The organism is Streptomyces gardneri (assembly GCF_006539185.1).
GTDB classification, from domain to species: Bacteria; Actinomycetota; Actinomycetes; order Streptomycetales; family Streptomycetaceae; genus Streptomyces; species Streptomyces gardneri.
The window spans coordinates 131306-157420 of sequence record NZ_BJMN01000026.1; the positions used below are offsets into that span (position 1 = coordinate 131306).

The 26115-nt window shown below is 69.8% G+C and carries 13 protein-coding genes, 1 tRNA gene and 1 pseudogene; 9 read left to right on the forward strand and 6 right to left on the reverse strand.

What is annotated here, in order from left to right; all coding sequences use genetic code 11:
* Positions 1–13 precede the first annotated feature (13 nt).
* Positions 14–874, reverse strand: a pseudogene (locus tag SGA01_RS20565) (helix-turn-helix domain-containing protein).
* 171 nt (positions 875–1045) lie between these two features.
* Positions 1046–1747 (reverse strand): GOLPH3/VPS74 family protein, encoded by a 702-nt coding sequence (locus tag SGA01_RS20570; protein WP_141297904.1) that lies wholly within the window; start codon positions 1745–1747, stop codon positions 1046–1048.
* Positions 1748–1930: 183 nt separating this feature from the next.
* Between SGA01_RS20570 and SGA01_RS20575 the strand changes: the two genes are divergently transcribed.
* On the forward strand, positions 1931–4246 hold the full coding sequence (locus SGA01_RS20575; protein ID WP_174867396.1) for a D-alanyl-D-alanine carboxypeptidase family protein: 2316 nt from the start codon (positions 1931–1933) through the stop codon (positions 4244–4246).
* A 416-nt stretch (positions 4247–4662) separates the two neighbouring features.
* A complete protein-coding gene (locus SGA01_RS20580) occupies positions 4663–6348 on the forward strand; it encodes a DUF8823 domain-containing protein (protein ID WP_141297927.1) in 1686 nt (561 codons plus the stop codon).
* Positions 6349–6360: 12 nt separating this feature from the next.
* Here the strand turns inward: SGA01_RS20580 and SGA01_RS20585 are convergent, their stop codons facing one another.
* Together SGA01_RS20585 and SGA01_RS20590 are read right to left on the reverse strand one after the other, a co-directional pair.
* Positions 6361–6798, reverse strand: a complete 438-nt coding sequence (locus SGA01_RS20585) for a hypothetical protein (protein WP_141297906.1) — start codon at positions 6796–6798, stop codon at positions 6361–6363.
* Positions 6799–6889: 91 nt separating this feature from the next.
* Positions 6890–6962 (reverse strand) — tRNA-Arg (locus tag SGA01_RS20590).
* A 307-nt stretch (positions 6963–7269) separates the two neighbouring features.
* Between SGA01_RS20590 and SGA01_RS20595 the strand changes: the two genes are divergently transcribed.
* Positions 7270–8136 carry a glycerophosphodiester phosphodiesterase gene (locus SGA01_RS20595; RefSeq protein WP_229918177.1) on the forward strand — a complete coding sequence of 289 codons (867 nt, stop codon included), beginning with the start codon at positions 7270–7272 and terminating at the stop codon, positions 8134–8136.
* Between the two features lie 245 nt (positions 8137–8381).
* On the opposite strand, the gene SGA01_RS42935 is transcribed toward SGA01_RS20595, so the two are convergent.
* Positions 8382–8774 (reverse strand): DUF5958 family protein, encoded by a 393-nt coding sequence (locus tag SGA01_RS42935; RefSeq protein ID WP_371866088.1) that lies wholly within the window; start codon positions 8772–8774, stop codon positions 8382–8384.
* 3 nt (positions 8775–8777) lie between these two features.
* Positions 8778–15809 (reverse strand): polymorphic toxin-type HINT domain-containing protein, encoded by a 7032-nt coding sequence (locus tag SGA01_RS20600; RefSeq protein WP_141297908.1) that lies wholly within the window; start codon positions 15807–15809, stop codon positions 8778–8780.
* Between the two features lie 490 nt (positions 15810–16299).
* On the opposite strand from SGA01_RS20600, the gene SGA01_RS20605 reads away from it, so the two are divergent.
* The 6 genes from SGA01_RS20605 (at position 16300) to SGA01_RS20630 (ending at position 26064) form a co-directional block, all read left to right on the forward strand.
* Positions 16300–21321, forward strand: a complete 5022-nt coding sequence (locus SGA01_RS20605; protein WP_141297909.1) for an FG-GAP-like repeat-containing protein — start codon at positions 16300–16302, stop codon at positions 21319–21321.
* Positions 21322–21623: 302 nt separating this feature from the next.
* The gene (locus SGA01_RS20610) at positions 21624–21827 is read left to right on the forward strand and encodes a hypothetical protein (protein WP_141297910.1); all 204 of its coding nucleotides are present in this window, start codon (positions 21624–21626) and stop codon (positions 21825–21827) included.
* A 152-nt stretch (positions 21828–21979) separates the two neighbouring features.
* Positions 21980–22879, forward strand: a complete 900-nt coding sequence (locus tag SGA01_RS20615) for an ABC transporter ATP-binding protein (protein ID WP_167534146.1) — start codon at positions 21980–21982, stop codon at positions 22877–22879.
* Positions 22876–23931 carry an ABC transporter permease gene (locus tag SGA01_RS20620; protein ID WP_141297912.1) on the forward strand — a complete coding sequence of 352 codons (1056 nt, stop codon included), beginning with the start codon at positions 22876–22878 and terminating at the stop codon, positions 23929–23931. Before SGA01_RS20615 ends, SGA01_RS20620 begins: the two co-directional genes overlap by 4 nt.
* The gene (locus SGA01_RS20625) at positions 23928–25358 is read left to right on the forward strand and encodes a YcaO-like family protein (protein WP_229918179.1); all 1431 of its coding nucleotides are present in this window, start codon (positions 23928–23930) and stop codon (positions 25356–25358) included. The genes SGA01_RS20620 and SGA01_RS20625 overlap by 4 nt, the downstream gene beginning before the upstream one ends.
* Before the next feature lie 46 nt (positions 25359–25404).
* On the forward strand, positions 25405–26064 hold the full coding sequence (locus SGA01_RS20630; RefSeq protein ID WP_141297913.1) for a TOMM precursor leader peptide-binding protein: 660 nt from the start codon (positions 25405–25407) through the stop codon (positions 26062–26064).
* Positions 26065–26115: the final 51 nt, after the last annotated feature.

Sequence of the window (26115 nt, forward strand, 5' to 3'; positions counted from 1 at the left end):
GACGCCTCCGCGATCAGCCCTGGGCGTGCTTCTTGGCCATCTTCGCGATGAACTCACGGGTCTGCTCGACGTTCAGCGCCTGCGCCCTGAGGTGCTCGTACATGACGCTGTACTTGCCGACGTCCTGCGCCTTCTCCAGATACAGGTCGCTGGTCACGCCCTCGATGTAGACGACGCTGGAGTCGGACGTGTCCGGGAACTCCAGGATCGAGTACTGGCCGCTGATCCCGGGATGCGCACCCATCTCGAAGGGGATCACCTACACCGTGACGTGCGGCAGGTGCGACTGCTCGACGAGGTGCTCCAGCTGCTGCACCATCAGCTGCCTGCTGCCGACGATCCGGTGCAGGGCACCCTCGTCGATGACCGCCCACAGGCGCAGCGGACGCTCCTCGTCCCGGATGCGCTCCTGGCGGCGGGTGCGGACCGTGACGCGCTTGTCGATGTCCGCCGGCGTCGACTCCGGCATCGCGCCGGAGATCACGGCCTCCGCGTACGCGGGGGTCTGGAGCAGTCCGGGGATGATCTGCGACTCGTACATCCGCAGGCTCTCGGCGTCCGTCTCCAGGCCGATGTAGACGCTGTACGGGATGTCGCCGAAGGCGTGCCACCAGCCCTGCTGGCGCGAGTCCTTCGCCATCTGCATGAGCGAGTCGACCATGCGCTCGTCCTCGACCTCGTACACCCCGCAGAGGTCGCGCACATCGCGCTGGCTGATGGAACGACGGCCGTTCTCGAGGCGGCTGATCTTGGACTGGGAGACGAGAAGGCGCTCGGCGACCTGCTCGGCCGTCATGTTCTTCGCTTCTCGGAGCTTGCGCAGCTCCTGGCCCAATCGGCGTCGCCTGACGGTGGGGTTGACGTTGGACGCCACGGAAACTGCACCTCCGGCTGCTGTCTGCCTGCGTAGCTGTGAGTATCTACCGCTTGGCAGACTGCCACCAAAGGTCAGGTGCGCGCTGGGAAACCGGTACAACGCACATGTGCGGGGCGGTCGTCGTGACCGCCCCGCACAGCTGTGCGGCTCCCGGTTGGCTCTGTCGGCTCAGTGAACCGCCGCGCGGGCCATGCTGCCGCGCGGCTGCGCCGGTACGCCCGCGGCGGGCGCACGGCGCGGCTGTGCCGCCGCACCGTTCTGGACGTCCATCACGGCGTGCGCCACGAGACCGCCCATCGGATCGTGCCGGATCAGGTCGCGCAGCCGGGACCGCGACGACCGTCCTTCGTTGCCGGGGTAGAGGTGCTTCCCGAGACCGACCGCGTGGGCCAGCGCGGCAAGCGCCGCGGTCCGCGGGTCCGGCGGTACGCCGGTGCGGATCGCATTGTCCAGCCGGGATCGGATCTCCCTGCTGATCGCCGTGTCCGTCGCCTGGTAGCGAGTCGTCGGCAACACCCCGCACATCTGGGTCTCCACGGCATGCACCATGCCGCATCGCTCCAGATGCGAGAGATACGTCTGACGGAGCCCCAGTCGGGGTCCGCCGATCCAATGGACGGCCCGAACCGGGCTGCCACGCCTGCGCAGCAGCTCCAGTGCGGAGTCCAGTGTCGGATCTCCGGTCGGCCGTGGCATCACCACGGCGATACGATCCCCGTCAGGGGCTATCCGGCCTGCCAGCGCCAGCTCCACTAGCTGTGCTCCGGCCAGACCGAGGTCGAGCGACTGCGGCTGCGCTGTGGTACCCGTGGTCGGGTCCAGAGCGAGCAGTAGAAGCTCTTCCGGAATACTTCTGCGGCTCCTGCCCATCCATGCCTCCCCGCGTGGATGAATGACAGGGTGACCCCTCTCACATTCATCTGTCGAGAGTGCCTGGGTGCTTCATCCGGGAACCAGTAGGTATGTCGTTCTCGTCTAGCACGGGAGCCAAGGGGTTCACACAGGACACTGGTAGACGGTTCGGACGTACGTATGACGCATGGAGGAGGCACGGTGGCGGGCGAGTCCCCCGACAAGGCGGAGCAGCAGGGGTCGTCGGAGGAGACGGCGGCCTCGGGCGGCGGCAGCCGGGATCCTCGGCTTTCCGCACTCCGTGAGGCAGAGTCCGCGTCGTCGAAATCGCCGGCATCGTCGGAGTCGTCGGTTCAGGTGGATCAGGCGACGGCCGTGTTCAAGACGCTGGCTCCCCGGACACCGGAGGACGACGCACCGAAGCCGGCCGCGTCCGCGTCCGCGTCCGTGACCGCGTCCACGTCCGCGCCCGAGGGTGACCGGCTGAAGGCGGCTGTGGCGGCGTGGGTGGCGTCGGCGGACGACGACGACTCCGAGCCGGCGGCCGACGAGGCGCTGACGGACGAGGCGGTCGACGAGGAGTCCACCGACGAGCAGTCCGCCGAGCCCGTCGAGGCGGAGGCGAGCGACGAGCCGACCGACGAGCCCGTCGAGGACAAGGCGCCGGCCGAGTCCTGGTTCGCGGCGCGGAAGCCGGGCGACGCCGAGAAGCCTGAGAAGGCCGAGAAGGCCGTGGCCGCCGCCGAGCCCGCCGCGGAGTCCGACGGCGAGGACGAGCCCGCGACGGACGCGACCGCCGCCAAGTCGACCGCTGCCGAGTCGGTCGTCGACGAGCCGGTCGATCAGCCGACCGCCATGTTCAAGATCGTCCGCCCGCCCGTGGCGCCCGCCGTGGACCAGCCGACGACCGCGCTGAAGCTCCCGCAGTCCCTGCGCGAGGAGTACGACAGCGAGCGCACGAGCACCTTCGTGCCGCTCCGTGCGGACATTCCCGCCGAGCGGAAGGCCGAGCAGGCCCAGGCGGCCCAGCAGGCCCAGGCGTCCCCCAAGGCTCAGCAGCCCCCCAAGGCGCCCGCGCCCGCCCCCAAGCCCGCCTCAGGGGCCCCTGAGGCCCCCAAGGCCCCTGCCGCCCCCACGGCCCCCAAGGCCTTCGGTGCGGCCGCGGAAGCCGCCCCCGTACCGCCGGCGTCGCTCGTCGAGGCGGAGCGGACGCGGCAGCAGCCGCTGCCGCCGCTGCCCCCGCTGGACCTGCTCGCGGAGCTGACGAACACCCCGCCGCCGAAGCCGAACGCCCTGCGGACGACCGCGCGCCGGGTGCGGATCTGGACGCCGCTGGTCGTGCTCCTGCTGATCGTCTTTGCGATCGTGCAGATGGTCCGGCCGCTGCCGGCGCCCGTGCTGACGCTCTCCGCTGCGCCGACCTTCACCTTCGAGGGCGGCGAGCTGCAGATGCCGTGGCCCAACGAGGGCCAGGGCGCCGTCGAGGTCGAGGGCGTCGGTTCCATGGGTCAGTACGGCCCGCAGAAGCCGGCCCCGATCGCGAGCGTCACGAAGACGATGACGGCGTACGTGATCCTGCGCGACCACCCGCTCAAGGGGAGCCAGAAGGGCCCCGAGATCGAGATCGACAAGAAGGCCGCCGAGCAGGGCAAGGCGGAGCACGAGTCGACGGCGGCGGTCCAGGAGGGCCAGACCTACAGCCAGAAGGAGCTCCTGGAGCTCCTCATGATCCCGTCCGCGAACAACGTGGCCCGGCTGCTCGCGCGCTGGGACGCCGGTTCGGAGGCCGCGTTCGTCGAGAAGATGAACGCCGCCGCGAAGGACCTGGGGATGACCCAGTCCACGTACACCGACCCGTCGGGTCTGCTCGACAGCACCGTGTCGACCCCGCAGGACCAGCTGAAGCTGGCGAAGGCGGTCATGCAGTACGACGTGTTCCGCGAGATCGTGAACATGCCGAACGTGACGGTGGACGGCATCCCCGGCCGGATCGAGAACAACAACAACATCCTGCTCGAGGATGGTGTGAGCGGCATCAAGACCGGCTCCTCCACGCCCGCGGGCGGCAACCTGCTCTGGTCGGCGAACACCATCGTCGACGGCGAGAACCGCCGCATCCTGGGCATCGTGATGGGCGCGAAGGACGCGGCCGATCTCGGCAAGAAGCTCCAGCTCGCCATCGACAACAGCCTCAAGCTGATCCAGCAGGCGCAGAAGGACGTCACCTCGGCCGCCGTGGTCCGCAAGGGCCAGGTCCTCGGCTACATCGACGACGGCCTCGGCAGCCGGACCCCGGTCGTGGCGACCAAGGAGCTCAAGGCCATCGGCTGGCCGGGCCTCAAGGTGAAGCTGGAGCTCACGGACGGTGGCAAGGCCGTGCCGCACGCAGGCAAGGCGGGCGACGTGATCGGCCAGGTGTCCATCGGCACGGGCGCGGGCAAGGTCAGCGCACCGGTCGCTCTGGAGAAGGACCTGGTGGAGCCGGGCTTCGACAAGAAGCTGACCCGCCTCGGCTGAGCCGGGCCGTCATCCGCTCGGCCGGACGCCCCGGACCTCCGGGGCGTCCGGCTGTTAGCGTTTCCGGGGGACGAGAAGCGAGACGGGCAGCACGGGAGAGGGCAGCAGTGACCACCGCTGAGCCGACACGCGCGGACCGCGCCGACCGGGCGGACGACCGGGCGGACGACCGAGCGGACCGAGCCGACGACCGAGCCGACGACCACGTCGGCGGCGAGGATCACACCGATGAAGCCGACCGAGCAGACGCAGCAGCAGTTCGCACCGATTCCGCCCGTGAATCGTCGGCCTCTTCCCGTTCGCGAATAGTGCTCCCGTCCCAGCGCCCCGCCCCGGAGCCCACGACCGCGCCGGCCCCGCCCGCACCCACCCTCGCGTCCACACCGCCCTGGCGGCGCAAGCGCCGGTACACGGTCATGGCGGCCACGGCGGTCGCGGCCGTCACCCACATCCTCTGGTTCTTCTTCTTCGCGAACAGCGGCGGGGACCTGGCCGCGCAGGACGCGTGGGCCGAGTTCGTCGGACGGCACCCGGACTCCGCGTACAACCTCGCCTGGTACGGCGGGATGCACCCGGTCTCGTACAGCGTCGTCTCGCCGTACCTGATGTCGCTGCTCGGCGTCCGCAGCACGATGATGGTCGCCGGGACGCTGTCGGCGGCGCTGACCGCGCTGATCCTGGTGCGCGTGCCCGCGGTCCGCAATCCGATGGCCTGCTCGCTCGCGGCCGCCTTCGCGTTCCTCTGCAACGCGCTCTCGGGCCGGGTGACCTTCGGCCTCGGCATGATGTTCGCGCTGGGCGCGGTCGCGGCCGTCTTCTGCTGGCCGCACCGCTGGCGCCGCAAGCGGTGGGCGAAGGCGGCGGTCGCCGCGCCGCTGGCGGGTCTGGCGACGGCGTGCAGCCCGGTCGCGGGCCTCTTTCTCGGTGTCGCGGCGGCGGCGCTCTTCCTCAACAAGCGACGCCCCGGCGCGTACGCCCTGGGCCTCGCCCCGGTGGCCGTCGTCGCCCTCTCCTCCTGGCTCTTCCCCTTCTCCGGTACGCAGCCGATGGCCTTCGGCTCGACGGCGCTCCCCCTCCTCTTCGGGATCCTGGTCTTCGCCCTCGTCCCGCGGGACTGGCGGACGGTCCGCACGGCCGCCGCGGTCTACACGATCGGCACGCTCCTCACCTGGCTGATCGACTCGCAGATCGGCTCGAACATCTCGCGGCTGCCGATGCTCTTCGCGGGCGTCGTGCTGCTCGCGGCCCTGCCGTACACGGCGCCGCGCTCACGCCGCTGGTACGCGCTCGTGCTGGCCTTCGTCGGGCTGAACTTCTGGATCGGCTTCAAAGGCGTCGACGACGTCATCCGCACCGCCCCGGACGCCTCCTGGGCGCGCGAGCTCGCGCCGCTGGTCAACCAGCTCCAGGTGCGGGACGCGGGCAAGGCGCGGGTCGAGGTCGTGCCGGCCTCCAGCCACCGCGAGTCCTCCGCGCTCAGCCCGTACATCAACCTGGCGAGGGGCTGGAACCGCCAGGCGGACATGGAGCGCAACCCGCTCTTCTACGACGACACCCTGAACGCCGTCAACTACGAGGACTGGCTCCACCGCTGGGCCGTCCACTACGTGGTCCTGCCCACCGGCGCCCCCGACTCGGGCGCCGAGCAGGAGGCGGAACTGATCGAGGACGGCCTGCCGTACCTGGAGCAGGTCTGGTCGGACGAGAACTGGCGGCTGTACGAGGTCGAGAACCCGACACCGCTCGCGGACGCGCCCGCGCAGGTGCTGAGCGCGGAGGAGAACGAGGTCGTGATCCGCGTGGGCAGCCCCGGCCGGGTCCAGATCCGCGTCCCGTACTCGCCGTGGCTCGCGCTGATGGACGAGAACGGCGGCAAGATCGAGGCGCCGCAGGAGACCGAGGCCTCGAAGCTGGCCCGCGAGGAGTCGGAGACGGAGCTCCCGAAGGTCTTCGACAACGAGGAGGGCTGCCTCTTCAAGGCGGAGGCGGACGCGGAGGGCGACGAGTGGACGGAACTGGTCGCCCCGAAGGCGGGCGTCTACCGCCTGGCGGCCCCGTACAAGCTGTCCCGCGGCACACCATGCCCGGAGGAACTCCGCTGACCTTCGGCCGAGCTACCCGCGGGCGAACGAGGCGAGCATCCGCCGCATCCCCGCGGCATGCCCGCCGCTCCCGATGACGAGCGCCCGGTAGACCCACCCGGCCACCCCGGGAAACGCCGCCCGGCTCTCGGCCCGCAGCCGCGTCCGGCCGTCGCTGAGCTCCTCGATCCGGAACACCAGGGAGTACACGGAGAACCGGTGCCGCCCCTCAAGGGCGAGCTCCCGCCCCGGCACGACTCGAACGACCCGGAACCCGGGAAAGACGGCCCCCTCGGCCAACGGTCGAGGCCCACCCGCCTCCCGGGGCTCGGCCCGTACGACCCGCGCGTAGCCGGCGAGCCACCGCCGGGACAACGCCCGCTCGACCCCGTCCCGCACCCGCGACCACGCCTCGTCGCCCCCGCCCCCGACGATGACGGCATGCTCGTCGACATACGGCAGCGTGTCCATGAGGTGTCCCCTCTCCCCGAGGCGCGGCCGGATCTGACGGAGGCCCCGCCGTCCACACGGACGACAGGGCCTCTGACCTGCTACTTCACTGTGCCCCCGGCAGGATTCGAACCTGCGACACCCGCTTTAGGAGAGCGGTGCTCTATCCCCTGAGCTACGAAGGCGGGGCTTGGCCGAGGACTTCCGGGGCGATGCCGGTGAGGTGCCCTGACGGACACTCTCCCGGACCGGCGCTCTGGAGGCCGACCGACCGCTGACAGCCTAGCGGATAGGGATTCCGGAGGTCGCCCCCGTTAGCGCTAAGTGCCGCCCCGCGTCCGCTCCATGCCCACCCTCTGACCACGGCCGGGGCTATCTGTACGCCTGGACCTGACAGATGCGGGTGCACCGGTCGGGGCCGGGCCAGGCATGATCGGGCATCGCCGCCACCGGCCGCTCGCTGCGGCAGGGTGCGTGTTAGGGTCCGCCCCCGTGACTTCTGCATACCGTCGGCGGCTGCGTGTCGCAGCGATCACCGCCGCCACGCTCACCGCCGCTCTGACCGCCGGTTTCCTGGTGGTCGACCAGGGTTCGGAGCCCGTCGCCGCGGCCTCGCTGTCGCTGCCTGAGGTGATCGCGCACCGGGGTGCCTCCTCCTTGGCCCCGGAGAACACCCTGATCTCGGGCGAGGTGGCGCGCCGGGCCGGAGCGGACTGGATCGAGAACGACGTCCGGCCGAGCAAGGACGGCGTCCCGTACGTGCTCCACGACGCGAACGTGGACCGGACGACCAACGGCACGGGCCACGTGGGGAAGCTGACCTCGGCCCAGATCAACGCCCTGGACGCGGGCTCCTGGTTCGCCCCGGCGTACAAGGGGGTCCGGATCCCGACGCTGGCCGCCCAGCTCGCGGATCTGCGGGTGCGGGGTGGCCGGCTGCTCCTTGACATCACCGGAACGCGCGGCAAGGCCGACATCGCGCGCATCATCCGGACCGTGCGGGAACAGAAGATGATGGACCGGGTGCTCGTGCAGAGCTTCTTCCCGGAGTCGCTGAGGCAGGTCCGCGCGCTGGCCCCCGAGGTTCCGAGGGCGCTGCTGCGCGCCGAACTCGACGCGGACCCGGTGGCGGTGACGAAGGACCTCGGCGTGAAGGCGTACAACGTCTCGGACAAGGCCCTGGCGACGCGCCCGGAGCTGGTGGCCGAGCTGCACGCCGCGGGCGTGCAGGTCAACGTCTGGACGGTCAACGACCCGGCCCGCTGGCGCGCGCTGGCCGACCTGGGCGTGGACGGCATCATCACGGACCGCGCGACGGAACTCTCGGGCTGGAACGCGGCCCGGGCCGGGGACCGCTAGGTCACCGATGCCACCGCCGGTCCAGATGTCAGCGCCGAACCACCGCCTTGTGCACTGGCCGTCCGCTGCCGTTGCCGTCAGCACTGCCGTCAGACACGCCGGCGGCCCCACCGGAGACAAATCCGGTGGGGCCGCCGTTACGACTTATCGACAGGCTGACTCTCACGCCCGCACGCGGCGCTCGGGATGGAACCGAGAATGGGCTTGGGATCGCATTCGGACGCTGCGAGTTTGACCGCCGTTCGTCAATTTGACGGCAGGTTGTGCCAAGAGTGGCCGCACTGCCCTCTGCAAGACGTCTCTCTGCGGCGAGTGTCGGAGACACTAAACGCAGATACGAGAACCCGAAATGCCGTCAAGTATTCGTCGGCAGGAAGATTGACGATCTTCCCCATTCGTAGACGGGCTGGCTCCATTGTGATCATTACTGCGGGGTTGGCCGTGGGCTTGACTCCCGATCGCGCCACGCCTGCGCGGCCATCCTCTGCTGTCGTGTGAGCCTGCATCGCGTAACGAACGACCTCCCTCAGCACTTCCTTCTGTTCGGCTTGAGAGAGGGAGGAGAACCAGGTGGCGCCATCGTCCAGCCGGCGGTGACCTTGCGCGATCTCGTTGATGATTCGCTCAGATTCTTCCAAGGCCTACCGCCTCCGTGGATTGAATATGACGTGAGGCAGACGATCAATGAGTACCGCGTAGTCGTCCACATCGCTGTCTGGATTGTAACTCTGCCAGAAGTCTCTCCCTCGACCGCTACCCTCTCCGGCCCCTGTTCCTCGGGGAAGAGAATTCTTCACGCCGTGTCGCTTCCTTGACGGGCCGTCCAGGATGAAGTCCCAGTCGGATTCGGGACCAAACCCCTTCGGATTGTCCAGAGATCGACGACCCTTCGCTCTGCTGCCAACCACGATGATTGGGCGGCCGAGTTTATCCGCGGCATTCTGAATGCGCTTGGCGTCATTCGGGCTCATGCCGGCCTCAGACCACGTTCGGGCACCTTCGCCGCAGTTATGGACGAGGACCGGCGTAGCACCCGCCACCACGTAGTACGTGTGGAAGTCGGCGACCGTCAGGTTGCGGACGCTGGCCGGCTGGGTCCAGGACTGGACTGCGGTGATCTGGACGTGGGTGCCGGTGCTCGTGCGGAGCCACTGGCCGGGCTTCAGGGCCTTGGCGTCGATCCACTTGCCGAGGGACGGGACCCAGAAGGGGTGGCCGTCGGTGGCCGTGATGGGGGCCGTGGCCTTGCCCTTGGTGCCGTCGGTGTCGACCGTGACGCGGACGAGGTGCTTCTCGCCTTCGCCGACGATCGTGGCCGCGACGTCCTTGCCGGCCGTCTCACCGGTCTTCTCGTCGGTCGAGAGGACCTTGTCGCCGGGCTTCAGGTCCTTGATCGGCTTGGTGGTGCCGTCGGCGAGGAGGACCTTCGTCTCCGGGGTGAAGCTGTTTCTGATGGCGCAGGAACCGGCTCCGCCGCCGTCGGATTTCGCCGCCGCGTCCGCCGCTACGTCGTCGGCCTTCTTCGCCGCGGCTTTCGCCGAGTCGGCTCTCTTCTTCCAGGCGGCGTAGTCCTCGGCGTACTTCGCCATCGCCGCTGCTTCGTCGTCCGCCCGCCGCAGGGTGCCGAGGGCCCAGCGGACCTCGTCCTCCCAGCGGTTGTACATCTTCCAGGCGGCTTCGAGCGCCTTGATGGTGCGCTTGGCCCTTCCTGCGAAGGGCATGGCCGCGTCCAGGGCGAGCGATCCGCAGGCCCAGACGTCGCCGCCGAGGCAGGCCTGGATGTCGTCGAAGCCGCTGATTCCCTTGGCGACCTCGAGAGCGATCTCGAGGATGATGTCCGTCTTGGACTTCTTGACGAGCGTCGTCGCCTTCTTGACGTCGTCCTCGCTGACGGTCGTGTTCGGCGGCGTCGGCGGCGGGTCGGCCTTGTTGCTGATCTGGAGCTGGTTCTCCTCGTAGTCGTCGAGGGCCTCCTCGAAGGAGTCCTTGCCCTCGGTCTGGATGGGAGCGCCGCAGCCTCCCTTTCCGTCGCACGACGCCATGCCCGACGGGTCCGAGAACGTGATCGGGCTGTTGTTCCCGTACGCGTACGGGTTCATCGTCTGCGACTCGGCGATGTCCATCAGCGGGTCGACCGAGATGAAGCGGCCCAGTGCCGGGTCGTACTCGCGGGCGTTGAGGTGGGTCAGGCCCGTCGAGTCCTTGGTGCCGCCGAGGTAGCCCTTGTCGTCCGGCCACATCGACGGTGCCGTGCCGCGGTCCTCGCCGAACGGCGTGTACTTGCGGCGCGTCACCGACTTCGTCGCCGCGTCGACCGAGGTCGTCGAGGTGCCGTTGCGGTCGGAGAGGAGGTACGACTTCTTGATCGTGCCGCCCTCGGCGACCTTGACCATGGCCGGGCCCGCCGGGTGGGCGTAGTACCGGGTGGTCTTGGCGACGTTGCCGTCCTTGTCGAGCTTGAGCTCGGTGCCCGGCAGGTAGAGGGTCGTGCCGGTGGCCTCCCGCTTGATGAGGCGGCTGCCGCCCGCGTCGTAGAGGTACGACGTCTCGTCGGTGCCGGCGGTCACCTTCTCCAGGTGGCCTTCCAGGTCCCATTGGAGGTTCTGGGTGTTGCCCTGGCTGGTCCGGGAGGTGGTGTTGCCCGCGTCGTCGTAGCCGAACAGCTCGTGCCGTTCGCCCTGCGGGCCCGTCGTGGTCACCTCGGAGAGGCGGCTCTTGGTGGGCAGGCCCGTCGCGTACGTGTAGGCGCGCTTGACGTCCTTCGTCGTGTTGCCGAGCGGGTCGTGCTTCGTCTCGCTGAGACGGTTGCCGGCGGCGTCGAAGGTGTACGAGTGCCAGTACGCGTCGGGACCGCCGACCTTCGGCGCCGAATCGGCCCCGGAAGCACCGGGCTTCAGGGCGCAGGCGTCGGTCGCCGTCCAGGCGTCGGTCATCCGGCGCAGGTGGTCGTAGGCGAAGCACTGGACGTCGGTGGTGGCGGCCGTCGGGTTGTCGCCGGTCTTGTCCGTGATGCGGGTGACGTTGCCGACGGCGTCGTAGTCGGTGAACACGTCGTTGAGCGTGACGGTGTCGACCGTGCCGACTTCCTGGTGGTTCGTGGTGCGGGTGGTCCGGCGCGTCTGCTCGTCGAACTCGTTGCTGGTGATCACCGCCCTGCCGAAGGAGTCGACCCTGGTGCGGACGACATCGCCGAGCGAGGTGTACTGGGTCTCCGCGACGAAGGTGAGACCCGCGACCGCCATGGAGTTGATCGTGTCCAGGCCGTTGTAGCCGATGGACACCTTCTCGGAGGGGAGCCCGCCGACCGCGGGGTGGGTCGTGGACAGCGGAAGGCCGGTCCGCGCGGTGTAGCTGTTGGTGTAGGTGTAGGTGCCGGCGAGCTTGCCCTCCTCGGCCGGGATCGTCACCGAGGTCGACTTCGGCCGGTACTCGGTGTCGTACGCGTTGATGGCCTGGGTGTAGTCGTTGCCGCCGACGTGCCGGGTCGACGAGGCCGGGAGGCCGAGGGCGCCGGGGACCGTGTCGTACGTCTGCGACGTCAGCTTCGTGCCGGTGAGCGAGCCCTCGTGGGTGGCGGTGACGCGGCCCAGCGCGTCGTACGCCATGGCGATCGTCCGGCCCGGCTTCCGGCCGTCCGTCATCGAGACGACCCGGTCACCCTTGTCGTACTCCATCGAGGACGTGCCCTTGTCGGGGTCCGTCGACGTCTTCACACGCCCGCGGATGTCGTAGGTCTGCGACCACTCGTTGCCGATCTGGTCGGTGACCTTGTCCAGCCGGCCCTTGCGGTCGTAGGTGTACGCGATCTTGTCGTAGGCGCCGGTGGGACCGTCGCCCTTGAACTGGCGCAGCTCGGTCTTGCGGCCCTGGGCGTCCAGCAGCGCCATGGTCGGCGTGTCGCCCGCCGGCGGGTCGACGGCCGTCCAGTCGCCGCCGTAGGTGTTGCTCGTCCGCCAGGTCTCGACGCCCTTGCTGCGCGCGATGGTGTCGGTCGGCCGTCCGAGTCCGTCGTACTTCGTCACCGTGGAGGACGGGACGGAGTTGTCGGTCGGCGGGAACATCGTGGCGACCGGGCCGCTGGCACTGTTGTAGTAGCCGGCGTTCTCCTTCCAGACCCGGCCGAGGCTGTCGTAGAACGTGTCGGTGACGACCCTGCCGCCGTTCATGGCCGGGTTCTGGGTCTGCCGCAGGCGCAGCGCGCCGTCGTAGAAGTCGTAGGAGGTGCGGTAGGTGCCGTCCTCCAGGAGCCTCTTGTTGGTGATGACGACGGGGGCGTTCTGGCCGACGGTGTACTCGAACTCCGCGTCGGGCGTCGTGGTGAGCGCGTCGCGGTCGGGCGACCAGACCTTCTTCGTCCGGCCCAGCACGTCGTATTCCATGACGGTCTTGCGGCCGTTGGCGTCGATCTGCCTGAGCGGCAGGCCGCGGCCCGGGTCGAGCTCGGTGGTGGCCGTGTGTCCGAGGGTGTTCGTCGTGACGATCTTGGTCACGACCGAACCCGAAGCGGGCGTGTAGGCCGTCGTGGTGGTCTTGCCGTAGACGTCGGTCGCGGAGGTGATGCGGCCGTGGGTGTCGAAGGTGGCGGTGCCCTGGGAGGTGTACTGCGGGACGCCGTTGGTGAAGCCGGAGAGGGACTCCGTCTTCACGACGTTGCCCACGGCGTCGTATTCGACCTTGCCGTCGGCGATGACGTTCTCGGGGCCGAAGATGATGGGCGCGTTACACGCCGCGGCCACCGTCTGGACCCTGGTCTGCTGGGACTTGAACCATTTGTCGGCGTCGTCGAGGTACTCGTACCGGGTGCACGTGTCGTCACCCCCGTCGGACGTGTCGCCCTTGTACCAGGTCCAGGTGACCCGGCCCGCGTCGTCGTAGTCGTGCTCGACGGCGGTCTTCCGCTCGCCGCGGTTGCCCGACAGGATCGTGCGGGAGGACGTCGACTTCTGGCCCTGGACCCAGGACTCCAGGTCCGAGGCCCCGGTGGCCGAGCGGTCGCGGGAGGCGACCGGGCCGTGCAGGTACGGGGTGTTGATCGTCGCGGAACTCAGCGGGCCGGAGACCCCGTTGAAGTACTGCGTCTCCCTGGCCTGTCCCGCGAGCATGCGGTGGTCGGCGACCGAACTGCCGTCGGAGGCCGTGATCGAGACCGATCGGCGGCTGCCGTTCTCCATGAGGTCGCCGTCGAGGCCCCGGTAGAAGAGGGTCTCCGTGCGGGTGAGTACGTCCGGGGCGACCCCGTGGACGGCCTTCACCTTGGCGTAGCCGCGGTAGACGGACCAGGTGCGGGCGGGCTTGTTGGTCAGCTCGCTGGCGTCGTCGTAGGCCCAGGCCGGGCTGCCGATGTAGGTGTAGTTGACCTCGCGGGTCGGCGAGGTGCCGTTCTTGTCCTCCTCGCGGACCTGGTCGACGCGGTGCTTGTGGAACCAGTCCGTGGAGTACTTCTTCTTCAGACCCGTCGGGTCGGTGGGGTCGTTCGTCTCGACGACGACCGGGAAGCAGCGCAGGTCGTTGTCGTCGGGTGAGGAAGGAAGCCTGACGGAGCCCGGGACGCTGGAGCACTCGGTGGGCGCGTACGCGACCATCGTGCGGGCGCCGGTCTCCGTGTTGATCTGCGTGACGCGCCAGCGCAGGTAGGGCGGGTTCCCGTCGTCGTTGTTGTCGACGCGGTTGGCCATCTGGGCGCCCATGAAGGTCACGGCGGGAAGACCGAGCGTCGCGCCGTTCTCGTCGGTGCGCTGGATGCTCTTGAGCCACAGGGGGTACTCGCCGTTGACGGCGCCGTCACCCGTGGACTGGAAGGAGTGGTTGAGGGTCCAGGTGTCCACCGGGGTGGGGACACCGTTCTTCAGCACCTTGGTGGTGATGCTCTTCAGGAGCTTGCGGGTGAAGAACGTGGGCGAGTACCGGTCGGTGCAGGTCTGGCCGGAGGCGCAGAGCCGGTCGGCGGGAACGTCCGGCCAGTTCTTGGCGATGTCGTTGGCCGCCGTGGAGGTGAGCTTCGCCTCGCCGCAGTCGAAGGTCGGCGAGACGATGCAGCGTTCCTTGGCGTTGTACGTCACCTCGGCGGGCGCGGCGGCGAACAGGTCGTCGGAACGCAGGCCGTACGCGGCACGCTTCAGGTAGCCGCCGCGGTCGTAGCCGCGGGCGGTCGAGGTGCCGGTGGTGGTGACGTTGGAGCCGTAGTAGTTGCGCTCCTTGGCGTACCAGTACGTGAGGGCGTTGCCGCGCGGGTCGACGACGTAGTCGAGGTTCCAGCGGTAGGTCTGGTCACAGACCGAGGCGGCGTAGGACGTGTTGTAGCAGGGCTCGCCGTCGTGGTTGCCGTAGACCGGGACGTTGAACGCCGAGTTCGTCTCGGGGTCTCCGGTCTTCCAGTTCGGCAGGTGGTTGCGGCCGAAGTGGTACTCGACGCCCTCGCTGTTGGTGACGACCCAGTACTCGCCCTCCTTGTCGCCGTTGGTGGCGCCGGTGCGCAGGTCGACCTTGGAGCCGTCCTGGTTGGCCGGGTACCACTTCTTGTCGGCGTCGTTGAGGACGAGCGAGGTGGAGGAGCCGTTGAGGGAGAGCGTGACCATCGGAGGGCCGTGACAGAGGTCGCCCGTCGGGTGGGTCGTGGGGTTGTTGAACCCGCTGCCCGACTTGCGGTCCTCGGCGCAGGAGACGTAGGTGCGCTCGATGAAGCTGGAGCCGGTGTCCCAGCCGTCGCCGACCCACGAGGGCTGCTGCGAGGTGGCGACGGTACGCCCGTCGATGCTGCCCGAGTTGTAGCCGATGGAGAGGGACGGGCCGGGGCCGCCGAGCGACGCCGGGATCTCCATGGGGTACGTCCAGGAGAAGTCACCGGTGGAGCCGCCGGCCGACCAGGAGCCGGTCGGGCTGAGCGAGGTCGCGTTGAACGTGCCCTTGGCGCCGGAGGCCGAGGCCGTCGCGGCGAGGACGACCGCCCCGCTGCTCGCGGCGGCGGTGTTCGCGGAGGCCGTGCTCGGGCCGGCCTTGTCCGCGGCGGCCGTGCTCGCGCCTTCGGCGGAGCGCGCGGCGAAGGTACCGGTCAGCGTGCCGGTCTCGGTGTCGTTGACGCTCGGGAGCGGGACGGAACCCTGGCACTCGGGCTTCTCCGGCGTCGTCAGCACACAAGCGGGGCGCCGGCTGAACCGCAGCCGGGAGCCCCAGTCGCCGCCGTAGGCATGGGCGAAGGAGCTGTAGTCCAGCTCGACGGAGAGCGGGTTGGTACCCGTGCCCCCGTCGGTGCGCTGGACGGACAGGAGGACGCCTTGGACACCGGCCTTGCGGGCCTTGTCCTGCCCGTGGAGGGAGACCTTCGCCGTGACGGCGGGGGCGTCGGCCGCCGGAGCGACGGCGCCCTTGGCCACGGCCTTGTTGCCGAGTGCGAGACGTACGGGAAGCGAGCCCGCGCGTGCGGCGGGACCGACCGGAGCGGCCTTGTCCCGGGTGGCAGCGGAGGACCGGGCGGCCTGCCCGGCCGTGGCCTTCGGCACGGTGGCCTCGGCCGTCGCCGGAGCGGGCCAGCGGACGTCCGGGGCCGCCTTGAGGGCGGCCTTGCTGCTGAGGTCCGGCGGCGTGGCCGGGGCCTTGGCGGTCGTGGGCGACGCCGGGACGTCCGTGACCTTCTGGAGCTCGGGCAGGCCCCGCGTCTCCGCGGCCTGAGCGGCCACGGGGGACAGCGACGCCCCCGAGGCGATCACGGCAAGTGCGACCGCGGAAAGTCCGGATCGCCATGTTAGAGATCTATGTCTGGAAAGTTTTCGCGCATGCCAAAGCGGCACGTGAACCCCCACCCCTGAAATCGTTGATCACGCGAACGGGTGCAATTTACGTAGAGCGATGAAGGGCAACAAGGGAGGGCTCGCGGCGGGTTTCCAGGGAAATGGCGTGTCCGCGGGCAAACCAACGCAAGCCGCTGGCAAGCGCGTTGGGAATATGTCAAGTCGGCCGTATCTTTTTCGCCGCGTGTCGTCGAGGCCTGCTAGAAAGCAGCCTGAACGATTCCGTTCGAATCCCGGCGGTCACGCCCGAGGGGGATTTCTCCCCGTAAGTCAGGGGGAAGGGTACTTGGCTTCGAGTGCCGGGATTCACGATCCAGAATGGGATGGATCCCACTCCATGAGACAGTTCACGTCGAGAAAGACCGACCCAGGGGGGGTCGTGCGAAGAGGGATATCGGCAGTCGTCGTCGCGGCGATGTCCGCAGGGCTCCTGTCCGTGGCGACCCCCGGGTACGCCACGGCCGAGGCGCCCGCGGCCGACGCTCCCGCCGCCTCGCAGGAGGAGCGGGACGACCGCCTGACGGCGCAGGCCCTCAAGGAGGCCAAGCGCACCGGCGAGCCGGTCGAGCTCGTCTCCCGGCGCACGGAGACCGACGAGGTGTTCATCAACCCGGACGGCACCGCGCGGGTCGACCGGTCGCTCCTGCCCGTCCGCGTCCGTCAGGGCAGCAAGCTCGTCGACATCGACCCGAACCTGACGGCGGGCTCCGGCGGCCGGATCGCCCCCAAGGCCTCGAAGATGGCCGTCTCCTTCTCCGGTGGTGGCGACGACGTCTTCGCCACCATGATCCGCGAAGGCCGGACCGTCTCGCTCACCTGGCCGCACGGGAAGCTCCCGAAGCCCACGGTGAACGGCCGGACCGCCACGTACGCCAACGTGCTGCCGGGCGTCGACCTCACCGCCACCGCGGACGACGTCTCCTTCTCGCACGCGCTCGTCGTCAAGACGCCCGCCGCGGCCAAGAACCCGGCCGTCCGCTCCGTCGAGTTCGGGCTGAAGGCACGAGGCCTCACGGTCGCGCAGGGAGCCGCCGGCGAGATCATCGCCACGACGCCGGCCCGCAACGCCCTCTTCGCGGCCCCGCAGCCGTTCATGTGGGACTCCGCCGGCACGGACAGCTCCACGTCGGACGCACCGAAGACCGCCAAGACCGCCAAGACGGCCAAGACGGCCAAGACCGCCGAGGGCGCCGAGGGCGCCAAGGCACCGACGGCACGGTCGCTCCAGGACACCCTCGAAGGCGCCGTCGAGGGCAGCAAGCGGGCCAAGCTGGGCGTGAAGCTCGGTGCGGGCAAGCTCACGCTCACCCCGGACGCCAAGCTGCTGGACGACCCGAAGACGGTCTACCCGGTCGTCATCGACCCCGACTGGACGGACCCGGCCTTCAAGAACGCCTGGTCGGTCGCGTACAAGCACACGGCCTACTCGGGCTCCGAGAACACCGTCTACTACAACGGCGGCACCCTCTCGAAGGAGGCGCGGGTCGGTGTCGCCATCGACCCGGACAACGCCGGCACCGTCCGCGCCAACACCTACTTCCGTATCCCCATCGCCAACCTGGCGGGGAAGACGATCATCGACTCGACGCTGCGCATCAAGCAGACGTGGGCCGGCGCCTGGTCCTGCGACTCCGGTGACGTCCAGGTGAAGACCATCGGCGGCTCGCTGCCGGGCGGCATCACCTGGAACAACCAGCCCACGTGGGGTGCGCTCGCGGACGCCTCCGGGAAGTCCTACGGCGGCCGCAGCTGCCCGACCGACACGGCCGGACTCGTCGAGTTCGACGTCAAGGGCGCGATCACCGACGCCGTCGCCGACAAGTGGAGCAGCTGGGCCTTCGTCCTGACCGCCAAGTCGAGCGAGGTCGACACCTCGTGGCGCAAGTTCGACCCCAATTCGGCGAGGGTCTCCACGCTCTACAACACCCTCCCCGGCAGGCCGACCCTGTCGATCGACCCGTCGGTCCCGTGCGCGGGCGGCATCATCGGCACGACCGATGAGATCGTCCTCTCGGCCTCCAAGCTCGATGACGACGAGGACGTCGACCTCGACGTCGAGTTCAAGTACGCGCAGTCCGGCAAGCCGGCCAAGACCGTCGTCGTCGATTCCAGCAGAGGGGGGACCGCGCAGCTCCGCATCCCCGCGGGGACGGTCCTGCCGTCCGCTCTGCACTGGTACGAGGCCGTCGTCAAGGACGGTACCGGCAACAGCCCGAGGGCGGGCCGCTGCTACTTCACGTACGACCGGACCGGGCCGAAGCAGGCCCCGAAGGTGAGCTCCGCGCAGTTCCCCGAGAACGTGGGGAAGGGCTGTGAGCCCAACGTGACAGTCCCGTGCTCGAAGCCCGCGCGCACGGTCGGGTCGTTCACGTTCTCGGCGAACCCGGCCCCTGGCGAGACCAACGACATCACCGAGTACGTCTACTGGTCCGACTACGACACCGTGGAGAGGCCGGTGAAGCCCTCGGCCACCGGTGGATCGGTGACCGTCAGCCTCAAGCCGTTGAGCGCCGGTCCTCAGTTCCTCTATGTGCGCAGCGAGGACGCGGCCAACAACCGTTCCGCCGTCAAGAAGTACCTGTTCATCCCGTCGCGCCGGGCCGAGCGGGACAAGCTGGGCGACCTGAACGGTGACGACCTGGTCGACCTCGTCACGGTCGACCCGGGGTCGGGCACCCTCTGGACGTACCCGGGCCGTGGGGACGGCACGTTCGGTGCGGGCAGTGCCGCCAAGGGCGAGACGTTCGCGGCGGGCACGGTGTCGAACGGCGGCAGCTGGGACGCCGTGGACGGCTACGAGGACGTCGTGGCCCTTCAGCCCGCCGCCGACGCCCCCGAGACCTACGAACTGTGGGCCTACCGCGGCAACGGCGACGGCAAGTTGGACACCGACGAAAACGACCGGCAGCAACTGACGATCTCCGAGAACAACTGCCACGACCACGACCCCGAGCCCGGAGTGGTGTGCGACAACCACTGGCGCGACGGGGCCGAGATCGTCTCCGTGCCCAGCTTCAGCGACGACGACGCTCCCCCCAGCGGTCCGGCAGGTCCGGACAACGTCCTCGACACCCACGACTACCCCGACCTGCTGGTCAAGGAGGGGCCGCACCTGTGGCTCTACCTGGGCTCCAGGACCGCTGGTCTCCTCGACAACTTCGGCGGTCCGATCGCCCTCGGCAACGCCGACTGGCAGGACATGACCGTCATGACCCCGGGCGACCTCAACAAGGACGGCCTTCCGGAGATCTGGGCGCGCGACAAGGTCAAGGGCACGATCCACGAGTACAAGAGCCGGCGCGTCGCGAGCGTGCCCGGGCAGGGCGGCGTCCTCGCCGACCTCACCGTGTACGGCGATCCCACGGTCCGGCAGACGTCCATCGGCTCCGGGTTCAAGGGCGCCGACATCCCGCACCTGGCCACCACCGGTGACTTCGAGGCCCCCGGCTTCCCGGGCCACGGCTTCGCCGACCTCTGGTCGCAGGACGGATCCGGCCGCACGGTCGCGTACCCCGGCCAGGCGCCCGTCAACGGCCAGTCCTTCAAGGCGGCCGGCAACATCGGCACCAGCGGCTACGACTGGGCCGACTGCAAGAGCTTCCCCGCGGCCTCGGGCGGCACCGCGACCTTCTCGCTCTGCGGTCCGATCCGCGGCAAGTACGAGGCTCTCGGCGAGGCGGCCTTCGGCAAGCCCACCTCCGGCGTGATCAACGTCAGCGACGGCGGACGGTACGTCAACTTCTCCAAGAGCACCACGACGACCGACCGCGCCATCTCCTGGAGCAAGAACACGGGCGCCTGGGCCGTCTCCAACGGCGTCTTCACCCGGTGGGTCGCCGCCGGGCGGGAGACCGGCACCCTCGGCTACCCGACCGCGGACGAGCGGCAGACCGGGGTCCAGGGCGGCACCTTCATCACCTTCGCCAAGGCGGGCAGGCCCGGCGCCATCTACTGGCGGAGCGGCATCGGCTCCCAGATGATCACGGGCACCGTCTACAACCAGTACGTGAAGCTCGGCGGCGTCCGGGTGTTCGGCTATCCGACCGGCGACGAGGAGGTGGCGGGGCCCACCACCACCCGCGTCCAGCATTTCCGCTCGGGCACCTCCACCACGGACAACCACTCCTTCTACTCCTACTTCAACTTCACCAAGAGGATCCAGGAGGCCTGGCCTGTCTCCGGCGCCATCCGCACCCACTGGCTGAGCAAGGGCGGTCACACCGGGACCCTCGGACTCCCGGCCTCGGCCGAGTTCGACGTCAAGGGCGGCAGGCGCACGACCTTCGCGAACGGCTACATCCGCTGGAACCGGCAGTCGTACCACGTCGCGGAGCACGCCTTCACGGACAAGACCGCGCACCTGCGGACCGACCTGGCCGGCGACTACAACGGTGACGGCAAGACCGACATCTTCACCGTCTACGACTACGAGAAGGGCGGGATGGGCCTGTACGTGGCCAAGGCCCACGCCAACGACGGCCACAACCCGCCGACGGAGTACTACGCCACGGACGACCCCGGCGACTGGTACTACGACAGCAGCAAGTGGGCCTCCGGCGACTTCGACGGCGACGGCCGCGACGACCTCGCGGGCTTCTACGGCTACAGCGACGGAAGCGTCAAGGCGTACTCCTTCCTGAGCCAGGCCAAGGGCGGCCCCGTCCAGCGCACCAGCATCGCCCTCCCCACCGGCCAGTGGAACTGGTCCAGGAGCACGATGCTCGCCGGCGACCTCAACGGCGACGGCCGGGACGACCTCGCCTTCCTCTACGACTACGGCGACGGCGTCCTGGGCGTCTTCAGGGCCCTGTCCCGGGCCGACGGATCCTTCGAGAACCCGGTCCTGTCGTTCAAGACCGCGGCCACGTGGTGGTACGCGGCCTCCGCCAGCTACACGATGGGGGACACGAACGGCGACGGCCGTGACGACATCGTCGCCCTCTACGGCTACAGCACCGGCGAGGCCCGTCTCTTCACCTTCGCGGCGAAGGCCGACGGCCACCTCGCCAACTACGTCGGTTCCTGGTCCGTGCCCGCAGGCGTCTGGGAGCGCGGCCGGGGCAAGATGACCACGGGTGACTTCGACAAGGACGGCCGAGACGATCTCGCGATCATGTACGGGCACGACGACGGGCGCACCGAGTTCAGGCTCTTCAACGCCCGTGCGGACGGCGGCTTCGCCGGGTTCGTGGTCCCGTACGCCACCGATCCCGGCGACTGGTACCTGGCGAGCACCGGGAATCTCGTCACCGGTGACATGAACAGCGACGGTCGCCCCGACATCTCCGTCTCCTACAACTACGCCAACGGCGAGACGCGCGTGTTCACCTTCCACGGCAACGAGGCGGGGACGATCGACAAGGGGGTGCGCGGCTGGTACGCCGCCCCCGGCACCTGGTGACGCGGGGCAGCCGACGCTGAACCGCTGACCAGTACAACGAGGGCCGCACTCCACCCAGGGGTGCGGCCCTTCGCCGTGTTCCGGCACGTGGTGAGGAGCGGTCCTCCTCGGTCGTCAGCTTGTTGCACGGGCTTCTGCAGCAAGCTGACACCGGATGCCGTGGAGTGGCCCCCGCCCCGCTGGCATTGTCTTTCTCAGCGGAAACGCAGAGGGAACACAGAAGCAGAACCCAGGGGGAAACAGTGCGGATTCGAATCACTTCGGCAGTTGCTTGTCTGGCTCTGACGATCGCCGGTCTCACTGTGGCGGCGGGCAGCGCGGCTGCCGTCGAGCAGGGTGAGGGGCAGAGCGCCGGACAGCGTGCCGGACTGCACGGTGAGTCGCAGTGGCCGGTGCCGGTGCCGCCGGAGGTCGGTGAGCTGATCTGCGAGATCCAGGCGAACCTGCCGCACATGCCGCACCTGGTTCCGGTCCCCCACTGCAAGCCGGTCAACGGCTGGCAGTAGTTCCCGCCCCCTTTCCACGACTGCTGATCCAGAGGGCGAGAGCAGAGATGGTCATGACAAGTCAGCTCCCGAGTGTCACGGAATTCCCGGGTAGTTCGGAAGACGTTCTCGAAGTCGTCGACCTACGGGTGAGATACGCCGACTTCGAAGCGGTGGCGGGAATTTCCTTCTCCGTCGCTCCGGGCGAGATCTTCGGTCTCCTCGGCCGTAACGGAGCCGGCAAGACCAGCACCATCTCGGCCATCGCGGGCCTGCGCAGGCCCGATGCGGGACAGGTCCGCATCCTCGGTGAGGACGCGCTCGTACGGACCGATCTCCTGCGCGCCTCCCTTGCCCTCCAGCCCCAGCAGGCCAGCCTGTTCCCGCGGCTGAAGGTGCGGGAGACCCTGGAGACCTGGGCCGCGCTGTACCCGGCGCCCCGGGACGTGGACGCCCTGCTCGACGAGATCGGCCTGGCCGAGAAGGCCGGGGCGCGCTCCGCCCGGCTCTCCGGCGGTCAGCAGCAGAGGCTGCTGCTCGCCACGGCGCTGGTCGGCGACACCCCCGTGGTCGTCCTCGACGAACCCACCACCGGACTCGACCCGCACGCCCGGCACGCCGTCTGGGACCTGATCCGCAGGGCCCAGGCCGGTGGCACCACCTTCCTGCTCACGACCCACGCCATGGCCGAGGCCGAGGAGATGTGCGACCGGCTCGCCGTCATGCACGAAGGACGGGTGGTGGCGGCCGGCTCCCCGGCGGAGCTGATCGCCCGGTACGCATCCGGCGGCGTCGTCTCCGTACGGACCGACCGCGCCGACCTCGCCGACCAGGTGCGCGCACGTCACGGCGACGCCGTGACCGCCGTCGAGTCGGCCGGGCGCTCGGGCCGGACACGGTTCGAGGTGACGGCGGACGACCCGCACGCCACCGCCGCGTGGATCACCGGACTCGACCCCGCGGCCGATGTGCGGCCGCGCCCCGCGACCTTGGAGGACGTGTTCCTCCGCCTCACCGGAACTTCGCTCGAACCCACATCGGACATGGCATCGGAACAGGAGGGCATGCGATGAATCGCGTCCGTCTCGACGCACCACCCGTGTCGACGACGCGCCAGTGGAAGGCGCTCTCCCGGGCCATGACCCGACAGCTCCTGCGCGACCCCGCGGCGCTCTTCTTCACCGTGGTCTTCCCCTTGCTGATGGCGGTGTTCTTCGTCGTCCTCATGCAACTCACCTGGGTACGAGGCCCCTTCGAGCTCGCCGTCGTCGGACCCGGCACCCAGGCGACCGCCCTCCAGGAGGCGCTCGGCGGCGGCAGCACCGCCGTCGCCGTCGCCGAAGCCGGCCCACAGCCGGGCAAGGCGGCGCTGATCGTCCCCGACGCGGCCTCCCGCACCCTGCGGATGGCCGTCGATCCGGAACAGCCGTCCGTGGTCGCCGCGGTGCGCGCCGCACTGGACGACACCCCCTGGCAGGGCTGGGAGGTGGCGGCCGTCGGCAGCGACGGGTCCGCGCTCTTCGACCCCATGGCCTTCGTGATCCCCGGCGTCCTCGCCTTCGCGCTGCTCTCGCTCGCCCTGACCGGTACCGCTTCCGCCCTCGTCGCCATGCGGGCCAGCGGCACCCTGCGGCTGCTGTCGACGACACCGGCCCGGCGGCCCGCCGTCCTGCTCTCGCTCATCCCGGGCCGAGGTCTGCTGGCGCTGGCCGTGCTCGCCCTGATGGGAACGGGCGCCGTCGCCGGCGGACTGCTCGAGCCGGCCTCGATGCTGCGGCTGCTGCTGACCACGGCCATCGGTCTGGTGATGCTGCTCGCCCTGGGCTATCTGCTCGGCGGACTGCTCTCCTCGCCCGAGGTGACCAACGCGATCTCCGGGCTGCTCACCCCGGTCCTGCTGATGAGCACGGGACTGCTGTTCCCCCTCGAACTTCTCCCCGACTCGGTGGCCGGGCCGCTCTCCTGGACCCCGCTGGCGATGTTCGGAGACGCCCTTCGCCACGACGTCGTCGGCGGGATCACCCGCCACGCCCTGTGGCTCGACTGGACAGTGATGGCGGCGACGGCCGCGGGGCTCACGGCCCTCGCGGCACGGACGTTCCGCTGGGACACGGAGCGTGCATGATGACCGTTTCTGCGACTTCAACGACTTCAACGACTTCTACGACGAACCAGAGCTCTGCCGGGACCGCCGCCGGCACGGACCACCCCGCCATACCCGAATCGCTCCTCCGCATCGGCCAACTGGCCTCCTCCTACGGCCTGGTGAACCGGGTGACCCGGCTCCCCGTCGCCGAGGGCGAACCCGACTTCCCGATCTTCACGGCCTCGCTCGGCAACCCCGGCGAAGTACTCAGCGAACAGTCCGGCTGGGAGCACAACCCCAGCTCCGGGAACTTCGACGGAGCCGGCGGTGACCTCGACCCGGAGCGCGCCGCGCACCTCGCGGTCGCCGAATCGCTGGAGCGGTACTCCTCCTGCGCCAGGGACCCCGAGCAGATCGTCTGGGCGACCGCCGCCGAACTCGGCGAGGACGCGATCACCAGCGACCGCTGGCCGCGGTGCTCGCCGGCCGAACTGGCCGACCCCCGCAGCGGTCTCGTCCCCACCGACCCCGACGGGCCCATGCGCTGGGTGCGCGGCTGGTCCTTCACCCGCAACCGCCCGGTGTACGTGCCAGCCATGCAGGTCTGGCTGAAGAACCCCGTGGAGTCCATCGCGGAGCGCTACGTCCACCCGGTCTCGACCGGCTGCGCCGCGCACTCCGATCCGGCCGCCGCCGTCGTCAACGGCATCCTGGAGATCGTCGAACGCGACGCCATCGCACTGACCTGGCTCCAGCGGCTGCGGCTTCCCCGTCTTGAGTTCGACCCGGCCGAACTGGCCCCGGAGTTCCGGGCCTTCGTGGAGCGGGGCAGCAGCGAACGGCTGCGTACCCAGCTCTACGACGCGACCACCGACCTCGGCATCCCGGTGATCTACGGGGTGCAGCTCGCCGACGACGACCGGGTCATCGCCCAACTCGTCGCAGCGACAGCTGAGCTGGACCCCGGCAAGGGGATCGCCAAGCTCTACCGCGAGGCCTCCTCCCTCCGGATCGCGCTCCGCCACATGGCACGGGCCGCCGAGAAGGAGGCCACGACCCCCGCGGCGGAGGAGGACATCGTCAGCGTCGTCGACGGCGCCCTGCTGTCCGGCCCGCTGTCCCAGCGCCACCGCTTCGACTTCCTGCTGGAGGGCGAACGCCCGGTGCACGGGCTGCGCGACCTTCCCCGGGCCCCGTCCGAGGAGCCGCTGCCGGCCCTGGCCTGGCTGCTGGAGCGCCTGCACACCGCCGGCTGCGAGGTCGTCGCCGTCGACCTCACCACCGACGAGGCCGAGCAGGTCGGAGCCACCGTCGTACGGATGCTCATCCCCCAGCTCATGCCGCTGTCCTTCGTGCACAGGGCCCGCTACCTGGCGCACCCCCGGCTCTACGCGGCACCCGCCGCCATGGGCCACCCGGTGCGGGGCGAGGGCGACATCAACCCGCACCCCCAGCCCTTCGCCTGATATCCGACCTTCCACCCGCCGTGAACGTCCGACGAGGAGTCCGAAGATGACCGATCCGCGCCTGCTGATCCTCGCCGCGGGAGCGTTCGGCGCGGCCGTCGCCGAAGGGCTGGCCGCACGCCACGCCGGGTCGACCGTGCTCGACGTGAACCAGGGCACCCACCCCAGCCTGTGGCCCGACAGCGATCTGATCGTGCTGGCCACGGGAGGGGACCGGGAGGTGCTGGCCGACATGGTGGACGCCAGCGCCCATGCCTGGAACCGGCCCTGGTTCCCCGTCCAGGCGGGCCCCCTCGACCTGCGGTGCGGACCGGTGGTCGTCCCCGGCCGCACCGCATGCCACCGCTGCTACACCCGCCGCCGCGCACAGCACACCGCCCCGACGACGGACGGGACCCGGGGCGGGGCGACCACCGCGCCCCCGGTCTCCGGACACGCCCCGCACCACGTGGCCATCGCCGTGGGTCTCGCGGACCAGGCGGTGCGCGAGGCCCTGGCCGAACCCGGTGAGCCGGGCGCTGCGGAGGGCATCGGTGCCACCGTGCGGATCTTCGGGGTCGTGGAGGGCGCCACCTCCACCTCGGCGGTCGTCGCCGTCGACCGGTGCGCCCGCTGCCGGCCGGCCCGGACGCCCGAGAGCCGCCTGGAGCGGTTCGAGGCGATCGCGGCGGAGCTCGCGGCCCTGCCGGCCCTTCCCGGCCGATGACCCCGGCCCCGCCCCCGCGCACGAACCCGTACCGCACTCCGTACCGCACCT

Bases quoted from the DNA above. Each gene is read 5' to 3' on its own strand.
- SGA01_RS20585 (WP_141297906.1), bottom strand. From the start codon at position 6,798: ATGGACACGCTGCCGTATGTCGACGAGCATGCCGTCATCGTCGGGGGC.
- SGA01_RS20625 (WP_229918179.1), top strand. From the start codon at position 23,928: ATGATGACCGTTTCTGCGACTTCAACGACTTCAACGACTTCTACGACG.
- SGA01_RS20570 (WP_141297904.1), bottom strand. From the start codon at position 1,747: ATGGGCAGGAGCCGCAGAAGTATTCCGGAAGAGCTTCTACTGCTCGCT.
- SGA01_RS20620 (WP_141297912.1), top strand. From the start codon at position 22,876: ATGAATCGCGTCCGTCTCGACGCACCACCCGTGTCGACGACGCGCCAG.
- SGA01_RS20630 (WP_141297913.1), top strand. From the start codon at position 25,405: ATGACCGATCCGCGCCTGCTGATCCTCGCCGCGGGAGCGTTCGGCGCG.
- SGA01_RS20580 (WP_141297927.1), top strand. From the start codon at position 4,663: ATGGCGGCCACGGCGGTCGCGGCCGTCACCCACATCCTCTGGTTCTTC.